This is a genomic window from Streptosporangium album (assembly GCF_014203795.1).
GTDB classification, from domain to species: Bacteria; Actinomycetota; Actinomycetes; order Streptosporangiales; family Streptosporangiaceae; genus Streptosporangium; species Streptosporangium album.
Genome location: NZ_JACHJU010000004.1, coordinates 286,210 through 302,294 on the forward strand (window position 1 = coordinate 286,210; position 16,085 = coordinate 302,294).

A 16,085-nucleotide genomic window follows, 5' to 3' on the forward strand; every position below is an offset into this window, starting at 1 on the left:
GGTCTTTTCAAAGTTAGTTGATCATTGTTTGGCTGCTTGTCCGCTGGCGTGCGCGCCCCGTCTGGTGACATGACGATGGCCTCTGGCCTGGGATGATGGAGTTCTCTACGCTTCGTCACCACAGGCCCGGAGGCCATCTGTATGTCAGTTTCGCATGCTCTGGGTCCGGCTGTCGTCGTCGCGGACGGCGGGCTCGTTCCCCGGTTCCCCGCCCCCGGGAACGATCGCCGCGAGTACGCCGTGACCATCGTCCTCCACCCGCTGTCCAGACGGCGCGACGCCACCGCGTTCCACCTCGAATCCGGGCGCCTGTGCGTGCTGGCCTCACGCCACCGCCACGCCTGCATCGTCGTCGCCCGCGCCGGGATCCCCGAGCTCCTCGACGCCCACCCCAGCACGGGGCGGGTGCGGCTCAACGTGCCGATCTGGAGACGGTCTACTGGGACGCCGGCACCGCCCGGCTACTGCCTCGCCTGCTCAAGGGCCGTACGTGCGGGCCGGTGTTCGTCACCCACCGCCGGCCCGGTCCGGGGAAGGTCGTCAGCCCGCGCGACGTGTGCCCGGACACCGGATTTGCACGCCTCTCGTACGGCCAGGCCCGTGCCCTACTGGACGAGCACACCGCCGTACGCGGGCCGGGCACGGGCTGGGACCTGCACGAATACCGCCACTCCTCCATGACCCACCTCGGCAAGGCCGGAGCGAGCCTGCTGATGCTGATGGCCAAGTCGAGGCACAAGAAGCCGGAGAACGTCCGCCGCTACTTCAAGCCCTCCCCGAAGCCATCGCCGAGGTCACCAGCCTGCTGGCCCCCGGCGACAGCCGACACTGAGCTGTGGTCAATTACCGGTCAGGCGCCAAAGCGATGTGATCTCCGCAGCGCGGGCAGCGTGGAGGGGATCGGTGGTGTCCCTCGTTCGTGGATGCCGTGGCCTGGCGTCAACCCTGTCCAGCACGTGCAGACCTGCTGCCTCAATGACGGCCAGCAGTTCACGGCGCGTCCGGAGTCCGAGGCGCTCGGCCAGGTCCGACAGGATGAGCCATCCTTCACCTCCCGGTTCGAGGTGGGCGGTAAGTCCGTTGAGGAAGCTGTGAAGCATGTTGCTGTCCGGGTCGTAAACGCCTTGCTCGACCGCCGAGGTGGGCCGGGCGGGAATCCAGGGCGGGTTGCAGACGATGAGGTCGGCGCGGCCTTCGGGAAAGAGGCCAGGGCCCCAGACATCGATGTGCGCGCTGAAGTGCAGTCGGCGGACGTTCTGGCGCGCGCAGGCCAGGGCGCGCGGGCTGATGTCGGTGGCCACGATGTGGTCGAGCCCCCGGTGGGCCAGGACGACGGCGAGCACACCCGTCCCCGTGCCGAGGTCGAACGCGGTACGGCGACCGGCACGGTGGTCTGCCGGCCCAGGGAGTGACGCCTGCGCGACCAGGTCGACGTACTCACCCCTGACCGGGGAGAACACGCCGTAATGCGGGTGAATACGAGCGTCGAGGGCCGGTACCGCCACGCCCTTCTTGCGCCACTGATGCGCCCCGATCACGCCCAGCAGCTCTGTGAGGGAGACCACCAATGGCTTGTGAGGCGGACCGTATGCCTCGGAGCATGCCTGACGCACATCGGGAGCTCTGCGCAGGCCCAGGGAATAGTCGTCCTCCAGCAGCACGAGGAGCCTGCCCAAGACGCGGGCACGGTGGCCGCGGGCCCGGCGGTGCAGATGGAAGGAGTCAGCCGGGGTGTCACCCGGCCGGGGAGCTTTCCGGCCGATGCGACGGCTCATCGCTTGCAGCAGCTGACGGGCGTTGTGGAAGTCGCCGCGCCACAACAAGGCCGTGCCTTCACAGGCCAGCCGGTAGGCGGTATCGGCTTTCGTGCGGTCGTCCGCGACGACGACCCGGCGGGGAAGCGGTGTCGCGCTCTCGGAATGCCAGCGGGCGGATCGGGCGGTGTGGGATTCGGTCCAGTGGATCGTGGACACCACGTACTCCTCGTGATCGAACGTGCAGGGGCACGAAGAGCACTTCGACGAGGAGCAGGAGAAACGGCCCGTGCTACAGCACGGGCGCGAGTGTCAGGGCAGGCAGGGCTACCGCTCCCGCGTCGAAGCGCGAGAGGAGAAATCGCCGAGAACCATGCCGAGCGTCACGACCAGCCCTTTCAGAGAGATGACGTAAGAGGTTTGCACAGCTCTCTCCCCGCAGGCAAACCCAGCCCATTGGCGCCGGGCGGGGAGAGCTCAACGCTCCCCGCCCGGCCCGGCGCATCACTCGTCGATGGCGTCCGGGTCGCGCAGCGGTCGCAGGCCGCCGGGGAGGTCCGGGAGCTGGAAGGAGTAGCGGCCGAACATGTCGATGTGGTGCCGTACGAACGGTGAGAGGCGGGCCACGTCCTCGTCGCGGACGTCGAAGCCGTCCGCCCGCAGCTGGGCCACCGCAGCGTCCATGTACCTGGTGTTGAAGAGGACCATGGCATTGAGCACGAGTCCCAGCGCGCCGATCTGGTCCTCCATGCCGTCCTGGTAGCGCTGGTACAGCTGCCCCGAGCGGCCGTGGAAGATCTTCCGGGCGAGCGCGTGGCGGCCCTCCTGGAGGTTGGCTTGCGCCTTGATCTGCCGCCGGTAGCCGGGCTCGTCAGCCAGGCGAAGGACGTGCAGGCTCTTGGCGATCCGCCCGTAGTGCGCGATCGCGTCCCCCAGCGGCGTGGGCCGTCCATCCCGCGACAGCATCCGGATGACGTCGTACGCGCGCACGGCGCCGGTGTGGATGGAGCCGATGATCCTCAGGATGTCCTCCCACTGCCGCTCGATCCGGACGAGGTCGACCCGGCCGCGGGCGGCGTCGGTGAAGGCGCCGTAGTCGGCGGTACGGTCGATGCGCCACATCCTCTGGTCCGGCAGGTCCGCCAGCTGCGGCGCGTACGCGAACCCGGCCAGTGTCAGGAGTCCGAACACGATGTCGCTGTACGAGGCGGTGTCGGTGACGATCATCTCCGGGCGCTTGCCGCCGTCGCGGTCGTAGAGGACGTCGAGCACGTACAGGGAGTCGCGCGAGGTGCCGGCCACCACCTTCCCGCCCAGTCCCGCCGCCTGATCGTTAATCATGTTCAGCCAAGTTGCTCCGCCCCGGCGCCCGAAATAGCGGGGATTGGGCCTGGCGTAGACGGACGGGACGGGGACGACGAACCGCATCCCGTCGACCGAGGCGACCAGCCCGCCGCCCCACGCGAGGGCGAGCGGGATCACGGCCTGGTGCTCGATGAGCGTGGCGTTCGCGGCCCGGTAGGTGGCCAGCCGCAGATAGGTCTGGTCGACGTGGGACAGCCGCCCGTACTTGAGGGCGTCGACGGAGCCGATGACCGGGGTGTAGCCGACATTGCAGCTGTGCGCGACCAGCAGTGCGGCGATCGTGACGTGCAGGTCCCGCAGCCGGGCCTCGCCGCCGGTGATGGAGGTGAACGCCTGGTCGGCGCCGGTCCACGAGAACACCTCCAGCAGCACCTCCGGCAGGTCGACGCGGGGCAGCATCGCCTCCACCGCCTTCCGCAGATGGAGCAGGGAGGCGGGTTCGGGCTCCGGCTCCGGCTCCGGCTCCAGGGCGGCAAAGTGCAGCCGTCCGTCGTCGTCGAACACGATCTGGGAGTTCGCCGGCACCCGGGCGGCGACCTCCCGGTAGGTGCCGTCCAGCAGCGCGGCCCGCGCCGCCAGGTGCTCACTCCAGGTGTGGCGCCGTCAGCACCAGCTGCCGCCACGAGCCCACGAGCAGCGACGTGTCGATCTCGGCGGGCCCGACCTTCTTGCGCCCCATCAGGTCAGGCAGCGACTTCAGAGCCTTGAGGACCGGCAGACCCTCCGGGGTGGCGCCGAAGTCGACGACCTGGACGAGGAGCTTGAGAAACGGCCGTACGGTGCCGAATCGGGTGACCAGCATCGCCCGCCATGCCTCGTCGGCGTCGGAGTCCAGCGGTGGGGTCAGCTCGAACAGCGCGGCGATCACGGCCGCCAGCTCCTGCCGGGGCACCACCGCCTCGATCCGCTCCCACATCGCCTCAACCGTCTCCACCTCCGGCGGGGAGACCTCCCCGGTGTCGGTGTCGACCTGCTCGGACATCGTGTCGAACACGACCTGGAACGCGGTCGCCAGCTTCGCCGAGGCCCGCTCGACCCGCGGCAAGGTCTTCATCTTCTGCTTCGCCGTCTCCCGCTCCGCCCTGGCCAGCAGCTTCGTGGCAATGAGCACTTCCAGCAGGTCCAGCGCGTCGTCGACCGCGCGGGTCGTCAGGTAAACCGCGGTGGCCAGCAGGGTGGCCAACCTGCGGGAGTCGCCGTGACGGCGCAGCAGTGACGCCTTGCCGTCCACCCCGTACCGCGACAGCTCCGCCAGCCGGCGCGGCGGTATCGCGGACACGTCCAGCTCGCCCATGCCCAGGTCTGTGATCTCCTCCGCCCGTTCCAGCGCCCACTTCATCTGGGGCCCGGAGATGCCTACCGGGCCGCGCCGCAGCCGGTCCAGCTCAGACACCCGCGCCCCCGGCGGCACGCTCAACAGGGAGTCGAGCACCGCCCGCTGACCGGTGTTGAGCAGCCCGTAGAGGCTGTCCCACAGCCGCTGGTTCGCCGCCTCCCGCACCGAGGCGACCAGTCGCGCGAGCGTTGTCACGCCGGGCAGCAGCACCCGCCGCTCGCGCAGCCACCCCGCCGCCGCGTCGAACAGCGCCTTCGGCCCCTCCCCGGTCGTCCAGGCCCGCGCGTCCACCCACACCCGAAGCTCCGCCTCGACCTCGGCGTACTCCGTGTACTCCAGGACCCGCCGCAGCTCGCGTACGTGGTCCAGGCGGGTGTTCTCCCGCTCGCCGTACGCCTTCAGAACCGACACGTCGCCGATGTCGAGCTGCTCGGCGAGGTAGTCGACAACCTCCGCCGGCACGTCCGTGGCATCATCGAGGAACACCCCCAGATACCGCGCGGTCGTCAGCTGCACCGCGAAGCCCAGACGGTTATGGGACCGCCGCTTGCCCTCGATCAGCTCCCGGTCCGCGTCGTCCAGGAAGAAGAATCGCTCCAGCTCTGTGCGGGACGGCGCTCCGCGAAACGCCGCATACGCGGCGGCCTGCTCATCCGTCAAAAACTCGACCGGCACCCCGGACCTCCAAACAGTCGATCAACAACGACTGCCGAAGGTTCCGCTGCCACAGAAGCCCAGGTCAAAGCCTCCCTGAGCACCACCAGGGCTTAGCGCCGGTTTTCGTTCCGATGTTCCTCAACCCCCGACTCCCGCGCCGACACAGCCTGGTCGAACAGGGCCACCACCTCATCGAGCTGATCGACCGCGGCCTGGGCCACGAACGCCGGCAGGATCGGGAACTTACGCTCCCTGCGCCGCTCCAACCCCTGATTGGTCGAGCGGCGCGCGACCTGGGCCAGGAACCGGCGCCGCTCGTTCGGCAGCACCGACACATCCATCTGGTGAGCGTCGATCGCCCGCAGCCAGGCCAGCTTGTCGATCGCGGTCTTCACCCAGGTCACCGAAGCGTCCCAGGCCGGGGCCACCAGCCACTCCAGCCGGGTCATCCCCAGCCCCGCATCCACCACCAGCATCCGCTCCAGGTCGGCGCGGACCTCCTCCGTCAGCAAGTGCCCCACCAACTACGAGGTCAGACCGGCGCCGCCCTTGCGCGCCGTGCCGACCATCTTGGCCAAGACCAGGGCACCGGGCCGGATCACCTTGGCCGCCACCAGATACTCGCGCGCCAGGTTGAACAGCAGCATCGGCGAATCATGCTCCATCGCCCGATCCAGCAGGAACTGCTCCAACTCCTTCATCGCCCGGCCCTCTGCGGGAGCGGTCTTCCACTCCAGATACTTGGCGACCTGCGCCAGATGATCCGAACGGGCCTGCGCACGTTGCCCGTATAACGACAACGCCACCGACGACACGCCCAGCCGCTCCGCGACCCAGGCCACCGCCACCGGCGGCGCCAAGGCCACATCATCGGGCACGAACCCGAGCCACGGCAGCGCACAGAGCTGGACCAGCATGCCCAACTGATCCACGGAGCGCCGCCCACGACCTGGATCGACAAACGCCACATCAGCCGACGTCGGCGTGAAATACCAAATCAACTCATCGCTGCTGATCTCCGGGAACGAGCACAGCTGCTCCAACCGCTCCTCGGAGAACATCTTCTCTGACAACGCACCACCCCACATGCCGTACCGGACAAAACCGGAACGAACGTAGCGGCAGTGATCACCAACCGCCACAGGCGGTCAAACACCTCCATTACCGCAGGTCAGAGGCTACTTCGCTGGAAATTTCTTCATTGCTACCGGAACCCCATCTACCACGCTACCGACACCGCCATCACCATCGGCATCCAAGGCCCCGACACCCAAGAACGCATCAACCAACTCCGCGACGCGCTGTCCAAACTCATCACCAAGCACGGCTGGACCACCCGGGACGAACCCCGCTGACCAGCGACCCAACGCTTAGCGGGAAATCCCGGCCGTATATGACCACGACCCCGAGTAGACGCCCGGTCGTCCTCAGCGCGTGAGGAGCCCCCGGGACTCCAGGTCGGCGAGAGTGGCGGACGGGATCGCCGCGCACTCCGCCACCTTGATCTCCTTGAGAGCCGGAAGATCGGGGACCGCGCCCAGATCGACCAGCGAGGGGCACTGGTAGAGCTCCAGCGTGCGCAGGGCCGGCAGATCATCAGGGACGCCGAGGGTCTGCAAGCTATCGGTGAACACCACCCTGAGGATTTCGAGGTGCCACAGCCCGGAGAAGGGGCTGAGATCGGCGAGTTGGTCGAGGCCCTGGAGGGTTAGCTCCCGCAGGGCGGGCATCGCGGCGAGGGCCGAGAAGTCTCGCAGGTCCGTCGAATAGCACAAGGTGACCTCGTTGATCGATGGATGCCCTTCGAGCCCGTCGAGCGAGGTGAGCCTATTGCAACCGTTGATCACGATCTCGGTGAGGGCCGGGAGCCGCGAGAGCGGACGCAGGTCGGGAAGCGAAGCGGACGGCAAGCCCAGAGCGGTGAGACGGGGGTGGTGACCGAGACCGTCCAGGCTCTTCAAGTTCGTGGCTCCGCTGAGCCACAGCCGACGCAGCCCGGGCATCGAGTCGATGCCCTCCAGACTGGTCAGACGCGAACAGTGCAGCGTCAGCTCGGAGACGGAGCCGAGATCGCGCAGCCCGGCAAGAGACTCGATCTTGGTGAAGGCCAGGTCCAGCTCGGTCAAGTTGCGCAGCCCCGCCAGAGAGCTCACGTCATGGACGAAACGGCAGTTCTCGAGGTTGAGATACTCCAGCTCGCCAAAGGCGCCGCCGACCCCGGCGACACTGCGCACCCCGGAACTCTGCAGGTCGAGCCGGCGAAGACGACGCAGGCCGAACAGCGCAGAGATATCCGACACCCCGCGGCAGCTGCGCAGGTTGAGGTTCTTCAGGGCAGTCAGCCCGGCGAGCGGGGTGAGATCGGTAACGGCCGCAGCGCCCTGGAGGTCGAGCTCGACCAGCCCGGTCAGCGGGGCCAACTCGGACAGATCCGTCAGGTGCCTGCAGCCGACCAGCCGCAGCGACCGCAGGCTCGTCAGATGCCGGACGCCGTCCAAGGACTCACGCTTGCGCAGTTCCAGCGCGGTGCGCCCCTCGCGCACGAACGCCGGGGCGAGAAGGAACTCGGCGAACCCGTCCGGGTCAGAGGCCTGCGCCCAGAGCTTGAGCAGCTTGTCGGTGGAGGCGTCCGCGACCTCCGCGAACTCGGCGGCCAGTTCGAGAGCATCGCCACCGCCGCTCAGAACGAGTTCCCTGACCGCCTTCCACGCCCGCGCGGGCGACGCGGACGCGAGCTTGGCGGACAGGGCCGACAGATCGGGAGTTCCTGAAGCGGAGGTCATGGCCCTGCACCATACAGAGCGACCCGGACATTCGTCCAAGGAACTGATCATGACCCCTCACTCAAACCCGCGGACCGACACCGACCGACAGGCTCGCCCCCTGGCCAAAACCTCCGGCATCCGGCGGTCTTGAGCGCGTCGAGCCGGCCTTCAGGGTGGCTCCCGTCCTCCCCGACATCCGGGGTCCCGGTAGTAACGGCGCAGGAAACAACGGATATGCAGGTCAGCGGTCCGTTTTCCAGGCTGTGCTCGAAGCTCTTTACGGGGGCTTCGACCTGCAGATCCGTCGAAAATTTCCCCAGTACTACCAGGACCCCTATGTCGCTCCGCCGCGCCCTCGCCACCGTGCTGCACCAGCGCGGGCGGCATGAGGAGGCGGAGCCGGCTTACCGGCAGGTCTAGCCGACCAAGAGCGGGTGCTGGGCAGGCAGGGTGCTCACCTGGGCGGACGCCGTCGTTTGCGGCTGGTGGATCGAGCCTTACCGACACCCCTACTGATGTAGCCACCCACCTTTTCTTTCTGGAGAGAGTCTTTAGTCCATCTGTAAGTGATCTTGAAATTGACCGGACGCCTTTACTATGTAGATTAACAACTTGGCGGCGCCTCGCCGTCATCGTCGAGGACACGACCATGCGCACCATCTCGAGTGCCACGATCCTCAACAGGTGAGACTCCCTCTCTTGGTGATCCACCTCATCCCCCACCCACGAACGACCAGCAGAAAGACAGGAACGCGCTGAAAGCCCGGCCCTCACCGGCACACCCAACAACGCGAACACAACCACCAGGCCACTCCCCCACTGAGTTTCCCAGCCGACACAGGATCAACTCGGGTGAGGTGGCCGTGCTACGGGGGAAAGCTCAAACTGGTCACGCTGTATCACCAACGGTGGGAAGTGGAATCGGCATACTTCGCGATCAAAAAGAGCATGCTCGGCCGCCGCGTACTGCGCGCCCGCACCCTGCCCGGTGCCGCCCAGGAGATCTACGCCCTGCTGAGCGCCTATCAGGTCATCCGGATCGCCATCGCCGACGCCACCGCCTGTGGCATCGATCCCGACCGGGGGAGCTTCACCGTCGCCTTTCAGACCGCCCGCGATCAGATCGTCCAAGCCGCGAACGTGATCGCCGGCACCACCATCGACCTCGTTGGCACCATCGGACGAGCCGTGTTGGACCGGCCACCGCGCACACCGCCCATCAGTACCTGGGCTCGGTCGGGAAGATCGAGAACGGGATCGTGGCGGTGACCACCCTGTGGGCCGACGAGCGGGTCTACTATCCGCTGCACGCGCTGCCCTATACCCCCGCGGGTCGGCTGCCCGGGGCCGCAGCGATCCGGCGTTTCACACCAAACCGCAGCTCGCGGCCGCTCTGGCGGGCCAAGCTCAGGCCGCCGCCGTGCCGTTTCGGGCGCTGGTGGCCGACTGCGCCTACGGTGACAATGCGGCCCACGCCGCTGAACTGTGGGCCGCTGGATTGGCCGTTCGTGCTCGCGCTCAAGCCGCACCAGGGCTCCTGGGCCCCGATGAATGAGGCGCACACGCCGATCGACGCCGCCCGTGAGCTTGCCTGGGGAGGTCCCCAAGCACCGGGCGCCTGGACCACGGTCGTGCGGCGGTTCCGCGACGGCCACACCAGCGTGTGGTGGGCCGCCGACGCGGTCCTGGGCGGTTACGGCCCGCACCAGGCGGTCCGGCTGATCATCGCGACCACCGACCCGGCGACGCTGCCGGCCAAGGCCACCTGGTACCTGGCCACCAGTCTGCCCCGCCCCGGCGGTCCGCGCGCTGCCCTCTCGTCTTTCCCGCCCGCCGACCTGGCCGAGATCGTGCGCCTCTACGGCCTGCGCACCTGGATCGAACAGGGCTACAAGCAGGTCAAGGACGAACTGGGCTGGGCCGACTTCCAGGTCCGCTCCGGAATCTGTCAAACCGGTTGAGACATCAGGCTACTTGTGTGGTTTGTGGTGAAGGATCGACCTCTTGGGTCGTGGGTGGTTTGTTGATCCACACTCGTGAGGGCAGCGGCGGCGGACAGGGCCGCCGGCCGTGGAACCGCTCGGGGTGGGCCAGGAACGCCGCGTTCAGCGTGGCGGCCCGCCTGGCGTGGATCTCGGCCGCGGAGCCGTCGTGCACCGATGCCGGGGTGTGCATTCCGATGCCGGAATGGCGATGCTCATTGTTGTAGTACCGGAAGAACTGGTCGCAAAAGACGTTGGCATCTTCGATGGACCCGAACGGGCCAGGAAACGCGGGACAGTACTTGAGTGTTTTGAACTGCGCTTCTGAGTACGGATTGTCGTTGGACACACGCGGCCGTGAATGGGACTGGTCGATTCCCAGCAGCGCGAGCAGCCCGGAAACGGTGTTCGAGGTCATCGAGGTGCCACGGTCGGCGTGGATCGCGCCGGGGGCGATCCCGCCGTTGGCCTCGATCGCGTGCTCGATGAACTCCCTGGCAAGGGTTCCCGTCTCCGTCGGCCAGATCTCCCACCAGATCACTTTCCGCGAGAAGATATCGATGATGACATACAGCAGGTAATAGACGCCGCGCACCGGTCCTTTTAGTTTCGTGATATCCCACGACCACACCTGATTCGGCCCGTCGGCTTCCAGTTCGGGTTTCTTCTTCGCCGGATGGACGGCCTGGACGCGCCGCTCACCGGACTGGCCGCGCTGGCGCAGCAGCCGGTACATCGTGGCCTGCGAGCACAGGTAGACGCCCTCGTCCAGCAGGGTCGCCCACGCCTGGCCCGGTGACTTGTCGGCGAACCGGGGCGAGTCCAGCACGGCCAGCACCTGCTCGCGCTCGTGTTCCGACAATTGGGCCGGGTGATGAAATGGGCGGCGTGGACCCAGCCGGGGCGGGGTGGGATTACGGCGCCGGTGCAACGTGGCCCGCGACCTTCCCAAGATCGCACATGCCCTGGCCGTGCCGAGCAACTCCTCCATTTCCGGGAAATGCTCGTCGATGACCCGAGTCAGTTCGTGTCGGAGTCCGCGCTGCTTGAGATGTCCCGAAGCAGCGCGAATGCTTTTCCCGCGATATCAAGCGCGGTCCTGGTCTTCCCGAGTTCGCCGCTGAGCTTCTCGTTTTTGGCCTCCAGTTTCGCCGCGTCGGCCTTGAGCTTTCTGTTCTCGGCCCGCAACCGGGCCAGCTCCTCCGACTCCGTGCTTTTTTTCGGCTTACCCGTCGAAGCGGCCAGTGTGCCGTTCTCCTGCTGCTTTCGCCAGTGCTCGATGTGGGAGTGATACAGCTTCTCGGTGCGCATCAGCGCGCCACGCTCGGGGCTGCCCTCGGGCAGGGCGTCATAGGCCGCCAAGATCCGCGCCTTGTAGGCGGCGGTGAAGGTCCGGCGCACCGGCCGGCGCACCCGATCGTCGGTCACCAGACCATCCTGCCCCCTCATGGCGGCCTGGTCTGCGAGGGTCATCGTCACTGTCTCGATCATCCTGTCTCGCCCTGTTTCACATCATGAAGACTCATTCATCCCATGTCTCACAAGAGTCTGACAGAGAGGGCTCCGATGCCGCGATCCGCCGCCACCGGGCCCTGGTGATGTGCGCGTTCACCTTCTGCCGGCATACCCGGCCCGCCGATCCGGCCACATCACCGCAGGTCCCGCCCGCCCCGGCCGAGGTTAGCGGCGGAGAGAGAGGGCTCACCGTCACGGTGCCACCCGTGCCACTGTGCCGGCCCCGGGCCGTCCGCTACGTCCGCGGCTGGCTGACCCCCTGCGCACTGCTGCAACGCTGGTGGCGCAACTGGTCGAGCAGGCCCCCGCTCGCTGAACTACAAGCCCTGGTCACAGCCGTCACCGCAGGATGATCCCTCAACCTCTACGCCCCGCCCTAACAAACCACCGACTGGATGATTGAGTCCAGGGGATCGCCTGCGGAAACAGGGCGAGGGCGTTCAGGATCCGTTTGTGACGACAGACCTAAACACCCTCGCCATCGCAATCTACGTCAAGATCGACGACGCGCTGAAGGCTTCGCCGGATTTGGTGCCCTGGCGTCCGAAGGGTGGCATCGCACCTACGCTCAGTGACGCTGAGCTGATCACGCCGGCGGTGATGTCGGCGCTGCTGGGCTTCACCTCCGAGCGGCGCCGGCTGCGCCACGCGTACGCCGAACTGACCGGCATGTTCCCGTATCTGCCTGGCCAGTCGGGCTACGGCAAGCGGCTCCGCAAGGCGTCCGGCCTGGTCCTGCACATGATCAGGATGCTCGCGGCCGACACCTCGCTGTGGAGCGATGACGTGTGGGTCATCGACTCCACCCCGGTGGAGTGCGGCCGCTCCCGGGAGACGGCCCGGCGCAGTGATCTCGCCGGGTGGGCGACTTACGGCTACTGCGCCAGTCACTCCCGGTATTTTTGGGGGTTGCGGCTGCATCTGCTGTGCACCCTGGGCGGGCTGCCGGTCGCCTTCGCGCTCACCGGCGCCAAGGCCGACGAACGAAAGACCCTGCTGGGGATGCTCGACGCCGCCCCCGAGCTGGTGGCGGCCCACCCGGGTCAAACGATCATCGGCGACAAGAACTACTACGGCCGCGCGTTCGAACGGGCTGTCGCCGACCGTGACCTGACCTTGCTGCGGCCGGCCCGCAAGAACGAGCCCGAACGGGCCGGCGCACAGCTGTTCAAGCCGTTACGACAGGTCATAGAGTCGATCAACCAGACCTTCAAGGGGCCGCTTGACCTGGAGCGTCACGGCGGCCGCACGCCTGCCGGAGTCGTCATCCGCGTGCTTACCCGGATCCTCGCGCTGACCGCCGCGATCTGGCACAACGACAAAACCGGCCAGCCGATCAAACGATCCCTGATCGCTTACGACCACTGAACGTGACCAGACCCCCTGGACTCAGGGATCTAGGCCTTGGCGGGTCCCCCGGACAACCGGTTTTCGGGGCTCGAGTCGGGCCAGCGGCGAACCCTCCAGCGCGACCGTGTACGCGGCGAGCACCTCCTCATAGTCAGGGGGTCGCGCAGAACCAGCTGAGTGTTTCCGGAAGCCGGAAGCCATTGAAGGCCAAGTTCGCCAAACACGGGAAGATCGGCGCAGACAGTCACGCTTCAGGCTTCAGTAAGCCATTTGACCAGCCCGCTGCCCCTTTCCGGCGTACTTGGTAAGCCCCCCTTGATGGACGCGAACCGTACCTGTATGTGGCCGCGACCAGGTCCATACCGGGTTCGTACCAGCGCGGCTCCCTCCTTTTCGTGACACGATCAACATAATTGAGACGATCAACCTGGTCAGGATCGATACTCGATGCCCTCACCCGGGCAATCCCAGGCACGTCCCCTTCACCAACACCCGTGTCACGCCACCCGGCGAGCGTGCCGCCCGGGCGTCCGGCAGGAGGAACACATGCGTCTCGTTACACAGATCGGAGTGGCCGCCACTCTCATGGTGGGCCCGGGCACCCCGACCGGGCCGGTCGCCACACCCACACCCACCGCCACACCCACGCCCACGCCCACCGCCACCGCCACCGCCAGCGCCAGCGCCAGCGCCAGCGTGACGACCAGAACCAACCACACAATGTCGCTGCCCTCCACAGGCGGCAGAAACACCATCCCCCCGATGCTGAAGAACATCCCGTCACTCCGCATCCTTCCCCTGCAGCCCCGCCAGGCCAGCCACGTCCGGATATTCGTGCACTGCCCTCCGAAGTCGAATCACGCGATCATCGGCTCCACCGCGTTCAACCTGAAGGGGTCGAGACATATCTACCGGGAGGTGGGGGTGGGAGTCTCCAAACGGGGTCTGGGACACCACAGCGCGTCCATCTCCTACTACGCCCTGCCGGGATTCCACGAGGCGTGCCTGAAGTGTGTGAAGGTCACGATGAACCAGAAGACCCGCATCAGGCGAATCCGGGTGCTCGGCCGGGACTCCACCCCCCTCTATGTGCGAAGGTTCAGCATCTGGCAGTTCTTCGACTAGAAGATCACTGGAAGATCACTGAAGATGTTGGGGTCTGGCTTCGCTTCGAATGATGGCGGGGTTGAGGTTCCCCCCGTACGACGGGGAGAAGCTCGGTTTCGTGGCGATGGCTCGCTAAGGTGGGGCGTTCGATCCCATTCGCCCCCCAGGAAGTGTCACGTGCTCCGTCGTCACCGTTTCGGCGTTCCCGCCCTGCTCATCATGAGTGTGTACGTCGTCGCGGTGGCGGTCGCCGCCGTGATCGCGCTAACCGTCGGCGACCTCGGCGCGTTGTGGCGGTTGACGCTGTTCACGGAGGTGGACGAAGGCGTCGCGGTGACGTGGCCGAACGTGCTCATCCTGGTTCTGGCCGGCATGGCGTGGGCCTGGGCGCTGTGGCAGAGCCTGCGCGGGCCGCTGGCGGGGCTGCCGCCCGAGCTGGACCGGGACGCGCGACGGCTGCGGGTGGCGCTGTACGCTGCGGTGGCGTCCTGGCTGTTCTACTTCCTCATGTCGTCTTGGCCCTGGTGGGTGGCGGTGCTCGACGCCGTGGTGATGTGGGCGGTCGTGGTGCTGTTCCAGCCGGTGCTGGTACGCAACCTGAAGCATGCCGATCACGCGCGGGCCGCGGGTGTGCTGGCGTACGGAGGCGCTGCCGCCGCTGAAGTGCTGGACGTCCTCGACTGGCCCGTGCCCCGCTGGCTGCCCCTGGTCTGCGGCCTGGCGGGCCTGATCTGGATGGTGCTGGTCCTGCGGGCGCAGCGGCGGGACGGCCGCTGGCAGCGGACCACCGTCCTGTACGGCGTCGCCTCCTTGGTGGGTTTCGGGTCGGTGGGCTGGCTGCTCGCAAGCGAGGGGAACGTCTACGACGACGCCATGACGGCCGCCGACGCCCTGATGATGATCTGGCTGGCCCGCTCCGCCCATGAACTTGCCGATCCGCGCCACCAACTGGCCCCGCCCTCGCCCCTCCCCGCGCAGCCGCAGAGCTGATGTAGCAGCGAAACGCACAGTCACGTTAAAGGGCGCGGGCGGTCCGATTTGGCGCGACTGGTCGTTTCAGAGCTACTGGTCGGTGTGTCGCCAGATGTTTCATAGGTGGTCGCCTATGAAACGGGCCGCCCGGCGTCGGCCGTTCGGGCGAAGCGCGTTTCATGAGTCGTTGCAAACGAAAGGGGCACTACCGCAGCGTGCTCAGTTACGTGCTGTTGCGAGCCGAGCAGCAGACGGCTGAGGACATCACCAGCGAGACCTTCCCGATCGCCTGGCGAAGACTCGAGCGCGTGCCTGAGCCGCCGCTGCCCTGGCTGATCGGTGTGGCCCGCAATCTGTTGCGGACGCAACGCCGGTCCCGGCTGCGCGGGCAGAGCCTGGTTGAGCGGCTCGCCGAGTTGGCCCCGGCCGACGATGTTGCCGAGCAGGTTGCCGAGCGGCAGGCGGCGTTGAACGCGCTCGCGGACCTGTCCGAGCGCGATGCCGAGGCCGTGCTCCTGGCCAGTTGGTACGGCCTCAGCCCAGCCGAGGCCGCGAAGGTCGCGGGTTGCCCGGCTCGCACGTTCAACGTCCGCCTGCACCGCGCCCGTCGCCGCCTGGCCGACGCACTCGACCTCACCCGCCTCACCTTCCAGGAGCAGTCATGAATGAGCTCGACGACCTGATCGTGTCCCTGCGCCCCGACACCGACGACGCCTATCAGCGCCGCTGCGAGTCCGACCTCGCTCGTGCCTTCGCCACTCCTCGCCGCCGCTCCATCTCCCGGCGGCCGCGTCGGCGGCCGGCCCAGCGTCATCACCCCCGAGATCCTGCGCGCGGCCCGTGACATGCTGCCCGACCCCGAACACTCCGTCACCTCGATCGCCAAGCTGCTCGGGGTGAGCGCGGGGACGCTGTACAACCACATTCCCGACCTGCGCGAGCTACGGGCCAGCCGCAACGCCTGTCAGCTCGACAGCGGGAAGCGGGAACGGCACTCACGAGAAGGACAGGGAGACGCGCCGGGCGGCCGAGCGAGAGCGGGCGGCTATCGCCCGGGACATGCACGACATCCCCGGCCATGCGATCAGCTTGATGATCGTGCAGGCGGAGGCCGGACCCTTGGCCGTACGACCTGACCCCAGCCGCGCCGAAGCGGCCTTCGACTCGATACGGCTGCCGGGAGCCGCCTCGTGACCATCCGCGTCGTGGTCGCCGACGACCAGGAGCTCGTATGCAGCGGCTTCGCTCTGATCCTCAACACTCAGCCGGACATCGCGGTCGT

At 67.3% G+C, this 16,085-nt stretch carries 19 protein-coding genes; 11 read left to right on the forward strand and 8 right to left on the reverse strand.

Annotation, left to right across the window (positions count from 1 at the left end; translation table 11 throughout):
- The first annotated feature begins 141 nt into the window (after positions 1 to 141).
- Positions 142 to 681 (forward strand): hypothetical protein, encoded by a 540-nt coding sequence (locus FHR32_RS45175; RefSeq protein ID WP_246468301.1) that lies wholly within the window; start codon positions 142 to 144, stop codon positions 679 to 681.
- A gap of 158 nt (positions 682 to 839) precedes the next feature.
- Here the strand turns inward: FHR32_RS45175 and FHR32_RS35210 are convergent, their stop codons facing one another.
- From FHR32_RS35210 to FHR32_RS35225, 5 genes are all read right to left on the reverse strand, one after another.
- Positions 840 to 1,973, reverse strand: coding sequence for a methyltransferase (locus FHR32_RS35210; protein WP_184758846.1), 1,134 nt, complete (start codon positions 1,971 to 1,973; stop codon positions 840 to 842).
- 285 nt (positions 1,974 to 2,258) lie between these two features.
- Positions 2,259 to 3,644: a Tn3 family transposase gene (locus tag FHR32_RS47745; RefSeq protein WP_425584263.1), complete on the reverse strand. Its 1,386-nt coding sequence runs from the start codon at positions 3,642 to 3,644 to the stop codon at positions 2,259 to 2,261.
- Between the two features lie 58 nt (positions 3,645 to 3,702).
- Entirely contained in the window at positions 3,703 to 5,130 is a 1,428-nt protein-coding gene (locus tag FHR32_RS47750) for a DUF4158 domain-containing protein (RefSeq protein ID WP_425584264.1), read from the reverse strand.
- Between the two features lie 92 nt (positions 5,131 to 5,222).
- Complete coding sequence (locus tag FHR32_RS35220) at positions 5,223 to 5,624, reverse strand: hypothetical protein (protein ID WP_184758847.1); 402 nt, start codon at positions 5,622 to 5,624, stop codon at positions 5,223 to 5,225.
- Between the two features lie 12 nt (positions 5,625 to 5,636).
- Positions 5,637 to 6,185, reverse strand: coding sequence for a DUF4158 domain-containing protein (locus FHR32_RS35225; RefSeq protein WP_184758848.1), 549 nt, complete (start codon positions 6,183 to 6,185; stop codon positions 5,637 to 5,639).
- Positions 6,186 to 6,236: 51 nt separating this feature from the next.
- Here FHR32_RS35225 and FHR32_RS35230 point away from each other — a divergent pair, with 51 nt between their 5' ends.
- Complete coding sequence (locus FHR32_RS35230; RefSeq protein WP_184758849.1) at positions 6,237 to 6,467, forward strand: hypothetical protein; 231 nt, start codon at positions 6,237 to 6,239, stop codon at positions 6,465 to 6,467.
- 72 nt (positions 6,468 to 6,539) lie between these two features.
- Here the strand turns inward: FHR32_RS35230 and FHR32_RS35235 are convergent, their stop codons facing one another.
- Positions 6,540 to 7,895 carry a leucine-rich repeat domain-containing protein gene (locus FHR32_RS35235; RefSeq protein WP_184758850.1) on the reverse strand — a complete coding sequence of 452 codons (1,356 nt, stop codon included), beginning with the start codon at positions 7,893 to 7,895 and terminating at the stop codon, positions 6,540 to 6,542.
- Between the two features lie 834 nt (positions 7,896 to 8,729).
- Here FHR32_RS35235 and FHR32_RS43490 point away from each other — a divergent pair.
- Together FHR32_RS43490 and FHR32_RS45180 are read left to right on the forward strand one after the other, a co-directional pair.
- Positions 8,730 to 9,146, forward strand: coding sequence for a transposase (locus FHR32_RS43490; protein ID WP_345006384.1), 417 nt, complete (start codon positions 8,730 to 8,732; stop codon positions 9,144 to 9,146).
- Positions 9,143 to 9,838: a hypothetical protein gene (locus tag FHR32_RS45180; protein ID WP_376773433.1), complete on the forward strand. Its 696-nt coding sequence runs from the start codon at positions 9,143 to 9,145 to the stop codon at positions 9,836 to 9,838. Before FHR32_RS43490 ends, FHR32_RS45180 begins: the two co-directional genes overlap by 4 nt.
- A 4-nt stretch (positions 9,839 to 9,842) precedes the next feature.
- On the opposite strand, the gene FHR32_RS35245 is transcribed toward FHR32_RS45180, so the two are convergent.
- Together FHR32_RS35245 and FHR32_RS35250 are read right to left on the reverse strand one after the other, a co-directional pair.
- Entirely contained in the window at positions 9,843 to 10,883 is a 1,041-nt protein-coding gene (locus tag FHR32_RS35245; RefSeq protein ID WP_281391169.1) for an IS3 family transposase, read from the reverse strand.
- Entirely contained in the window at positions 10,880 to 11,350 is a 471-nt protein-coding gene (locus FHR32_RS35250; RefSeq protein WP_184754836.1) for a hypothetical protein, read from the reverse strand. The genes FHR32_RS35245 and FHR32_RS35250 overlap by 4 nt, the downstream gene beginning before the upstream one ends.
- Before the next feature lie 230 nt (positions 11,351 to 11,580).
- On the opposite strand from FHR32_RS35250, the gene FHR32_RS35255 reads away from it, so the two are divergent.
- The 7 genes from FHR32_RS35255 (at position 11,581) to FHR32_RS35285 (ending at position 15,997) form a co-directional block, all read left to right on the forward strand.
- A complete protein-coding gene (locus FHR32_RS35255; protein ID WP_184758853.1) occupies positions 11,581 to 11,727 on the forward strand; it encodes a hypothetical protein in 147 nt (48 codons plus the stop codon).
- Between the two features lie 100 nt (positions 11,728 to 11,827).
- Positions 11,828 to 12,742, forward strand: a complete 915-nt coding sequence (locus FHR32_RS35260; protein WP_184758854.1) for an IS982 family transposase — start codon at positions 11,828 to 11,830, stop codon at positions 12,740 to 12,742.
- A 528-nt stretch (positions 12,743 to 13,270) separates the two neighbouring features.
- Complete coding sequence (locus tag FHR32_RS35265) at positions 13,271 to 13,849, forward strand: hypothetical protein (protein ID WP_184758855.1); 579 nt, start codon at positions 13,271 to 13,273, stop codon at positions 13,847 to 13,849.
- Positions 13,850 to 14,008: 159 nt separating this feature from the next.
- Positions 14,009 to 14,821: a hypothetical protein gene (locus FHR32_RS35270; protein ID WP_184758856.1), complete on the forward strand. Its 813-nt coding sequence runs from the start codon at positions 14,009 to 14,011 to the stop codon at positions 14,819 to 14,821.
- Between the two features lie 161 nt (positions 14,822 to 14,982).
- Positions 14,983 to 15,468, forward strand: coding sequence for an RNA polymerase sigma factor (locus FHR32_RS35275; protein ID WP_246468302.1), 486 nt, complete (start codon positions 14,983 to 14,985; stop codon positions 15,466 to 15,468).
- The gene (locus tag FHR32_RS35280; RefSeq protein ID WP_184758858.1) at positions 15,465 to 15,647 is read left to right on the forward strand and encodes a hypothetical protein; all 183 of its coding nucleotides are present in this window, start codon (positions 15,465 to 15,467) and stop codon (positions 15,645 to 15,647) included. Before FHR32_RS35275 ends, FHR32_RS35280 begins: the two co-directional genes overlap by 4 nt.
- A gap of 248 nt (positions 15,648 to 15,895) precedes the next feature.
- Positions 15,896 to 15,997 carry a hypothetical protein gene (locus FHR32_RS35285; protein ID WP_246468363.1) on the forward strand — a complete coding sequence of 34 codons (102 nt, stop codon included), beginning with the start codon at positions 15,896 to 15,898 and terminating at the stop codon, positions 15,995 to 15,997.
- Positions 15,998 to 16,085: the final 88 nt, after the last annotated feature.

Bases quoted from the DNA above. Each gene is read 5' to 3' on its own strand.
- FHR32_RS45175 (WP_246468301.1), top strand. From the start codon at position 142: ATGTCAGTTTCGCATGCTCTGGGTCCGGCTGTCGTCGTCGCGGACGGC.
- FHR32_RS35235 (WP_184758850.1), bottom strand. From the start codon at position 7,895: ATGACCTCCGCTTCAGGAACTCCCGATCTGTCGGCCCTGTCCGCCAAG.
- FHR32_RS35250 (WP_184754836.1), bottom strand. From the start codon at position 11,350: ATGATCGAGACAGTGACGATGACCCTCGCAGACCAGGCCGCCATGAGG.
- FHR32_RS35265 (WP_184758855.1), top strand. From the start codon at position 13,271: ATGCGTCTCGTTACACAGATCGGAGTGGCCGCCACTCTCATGGTGGGC.
- FHR32_RS35275 (WP_246468302.1), top strand. From the start codon at position 14,983: ATGAGTCGTTGCAAACGAAAGGGGCACTACCGCAGCGTGCTCAGTTAC.
- FHR32_RS35280 (WP_184758858.1), top strand. From the start codon at position 15,465: ATGAATGAGCTCGACGACCTGATCGTGTCCCTGCGCCCCGACACCGAC.
- FHR32_RS35285 (WP_246468363.1), top strand. From the start codon at position 15,896: ATGATCGTGCAGGCGGAGGCCGGACCCTTGGCCGTACGACCTGACCCC.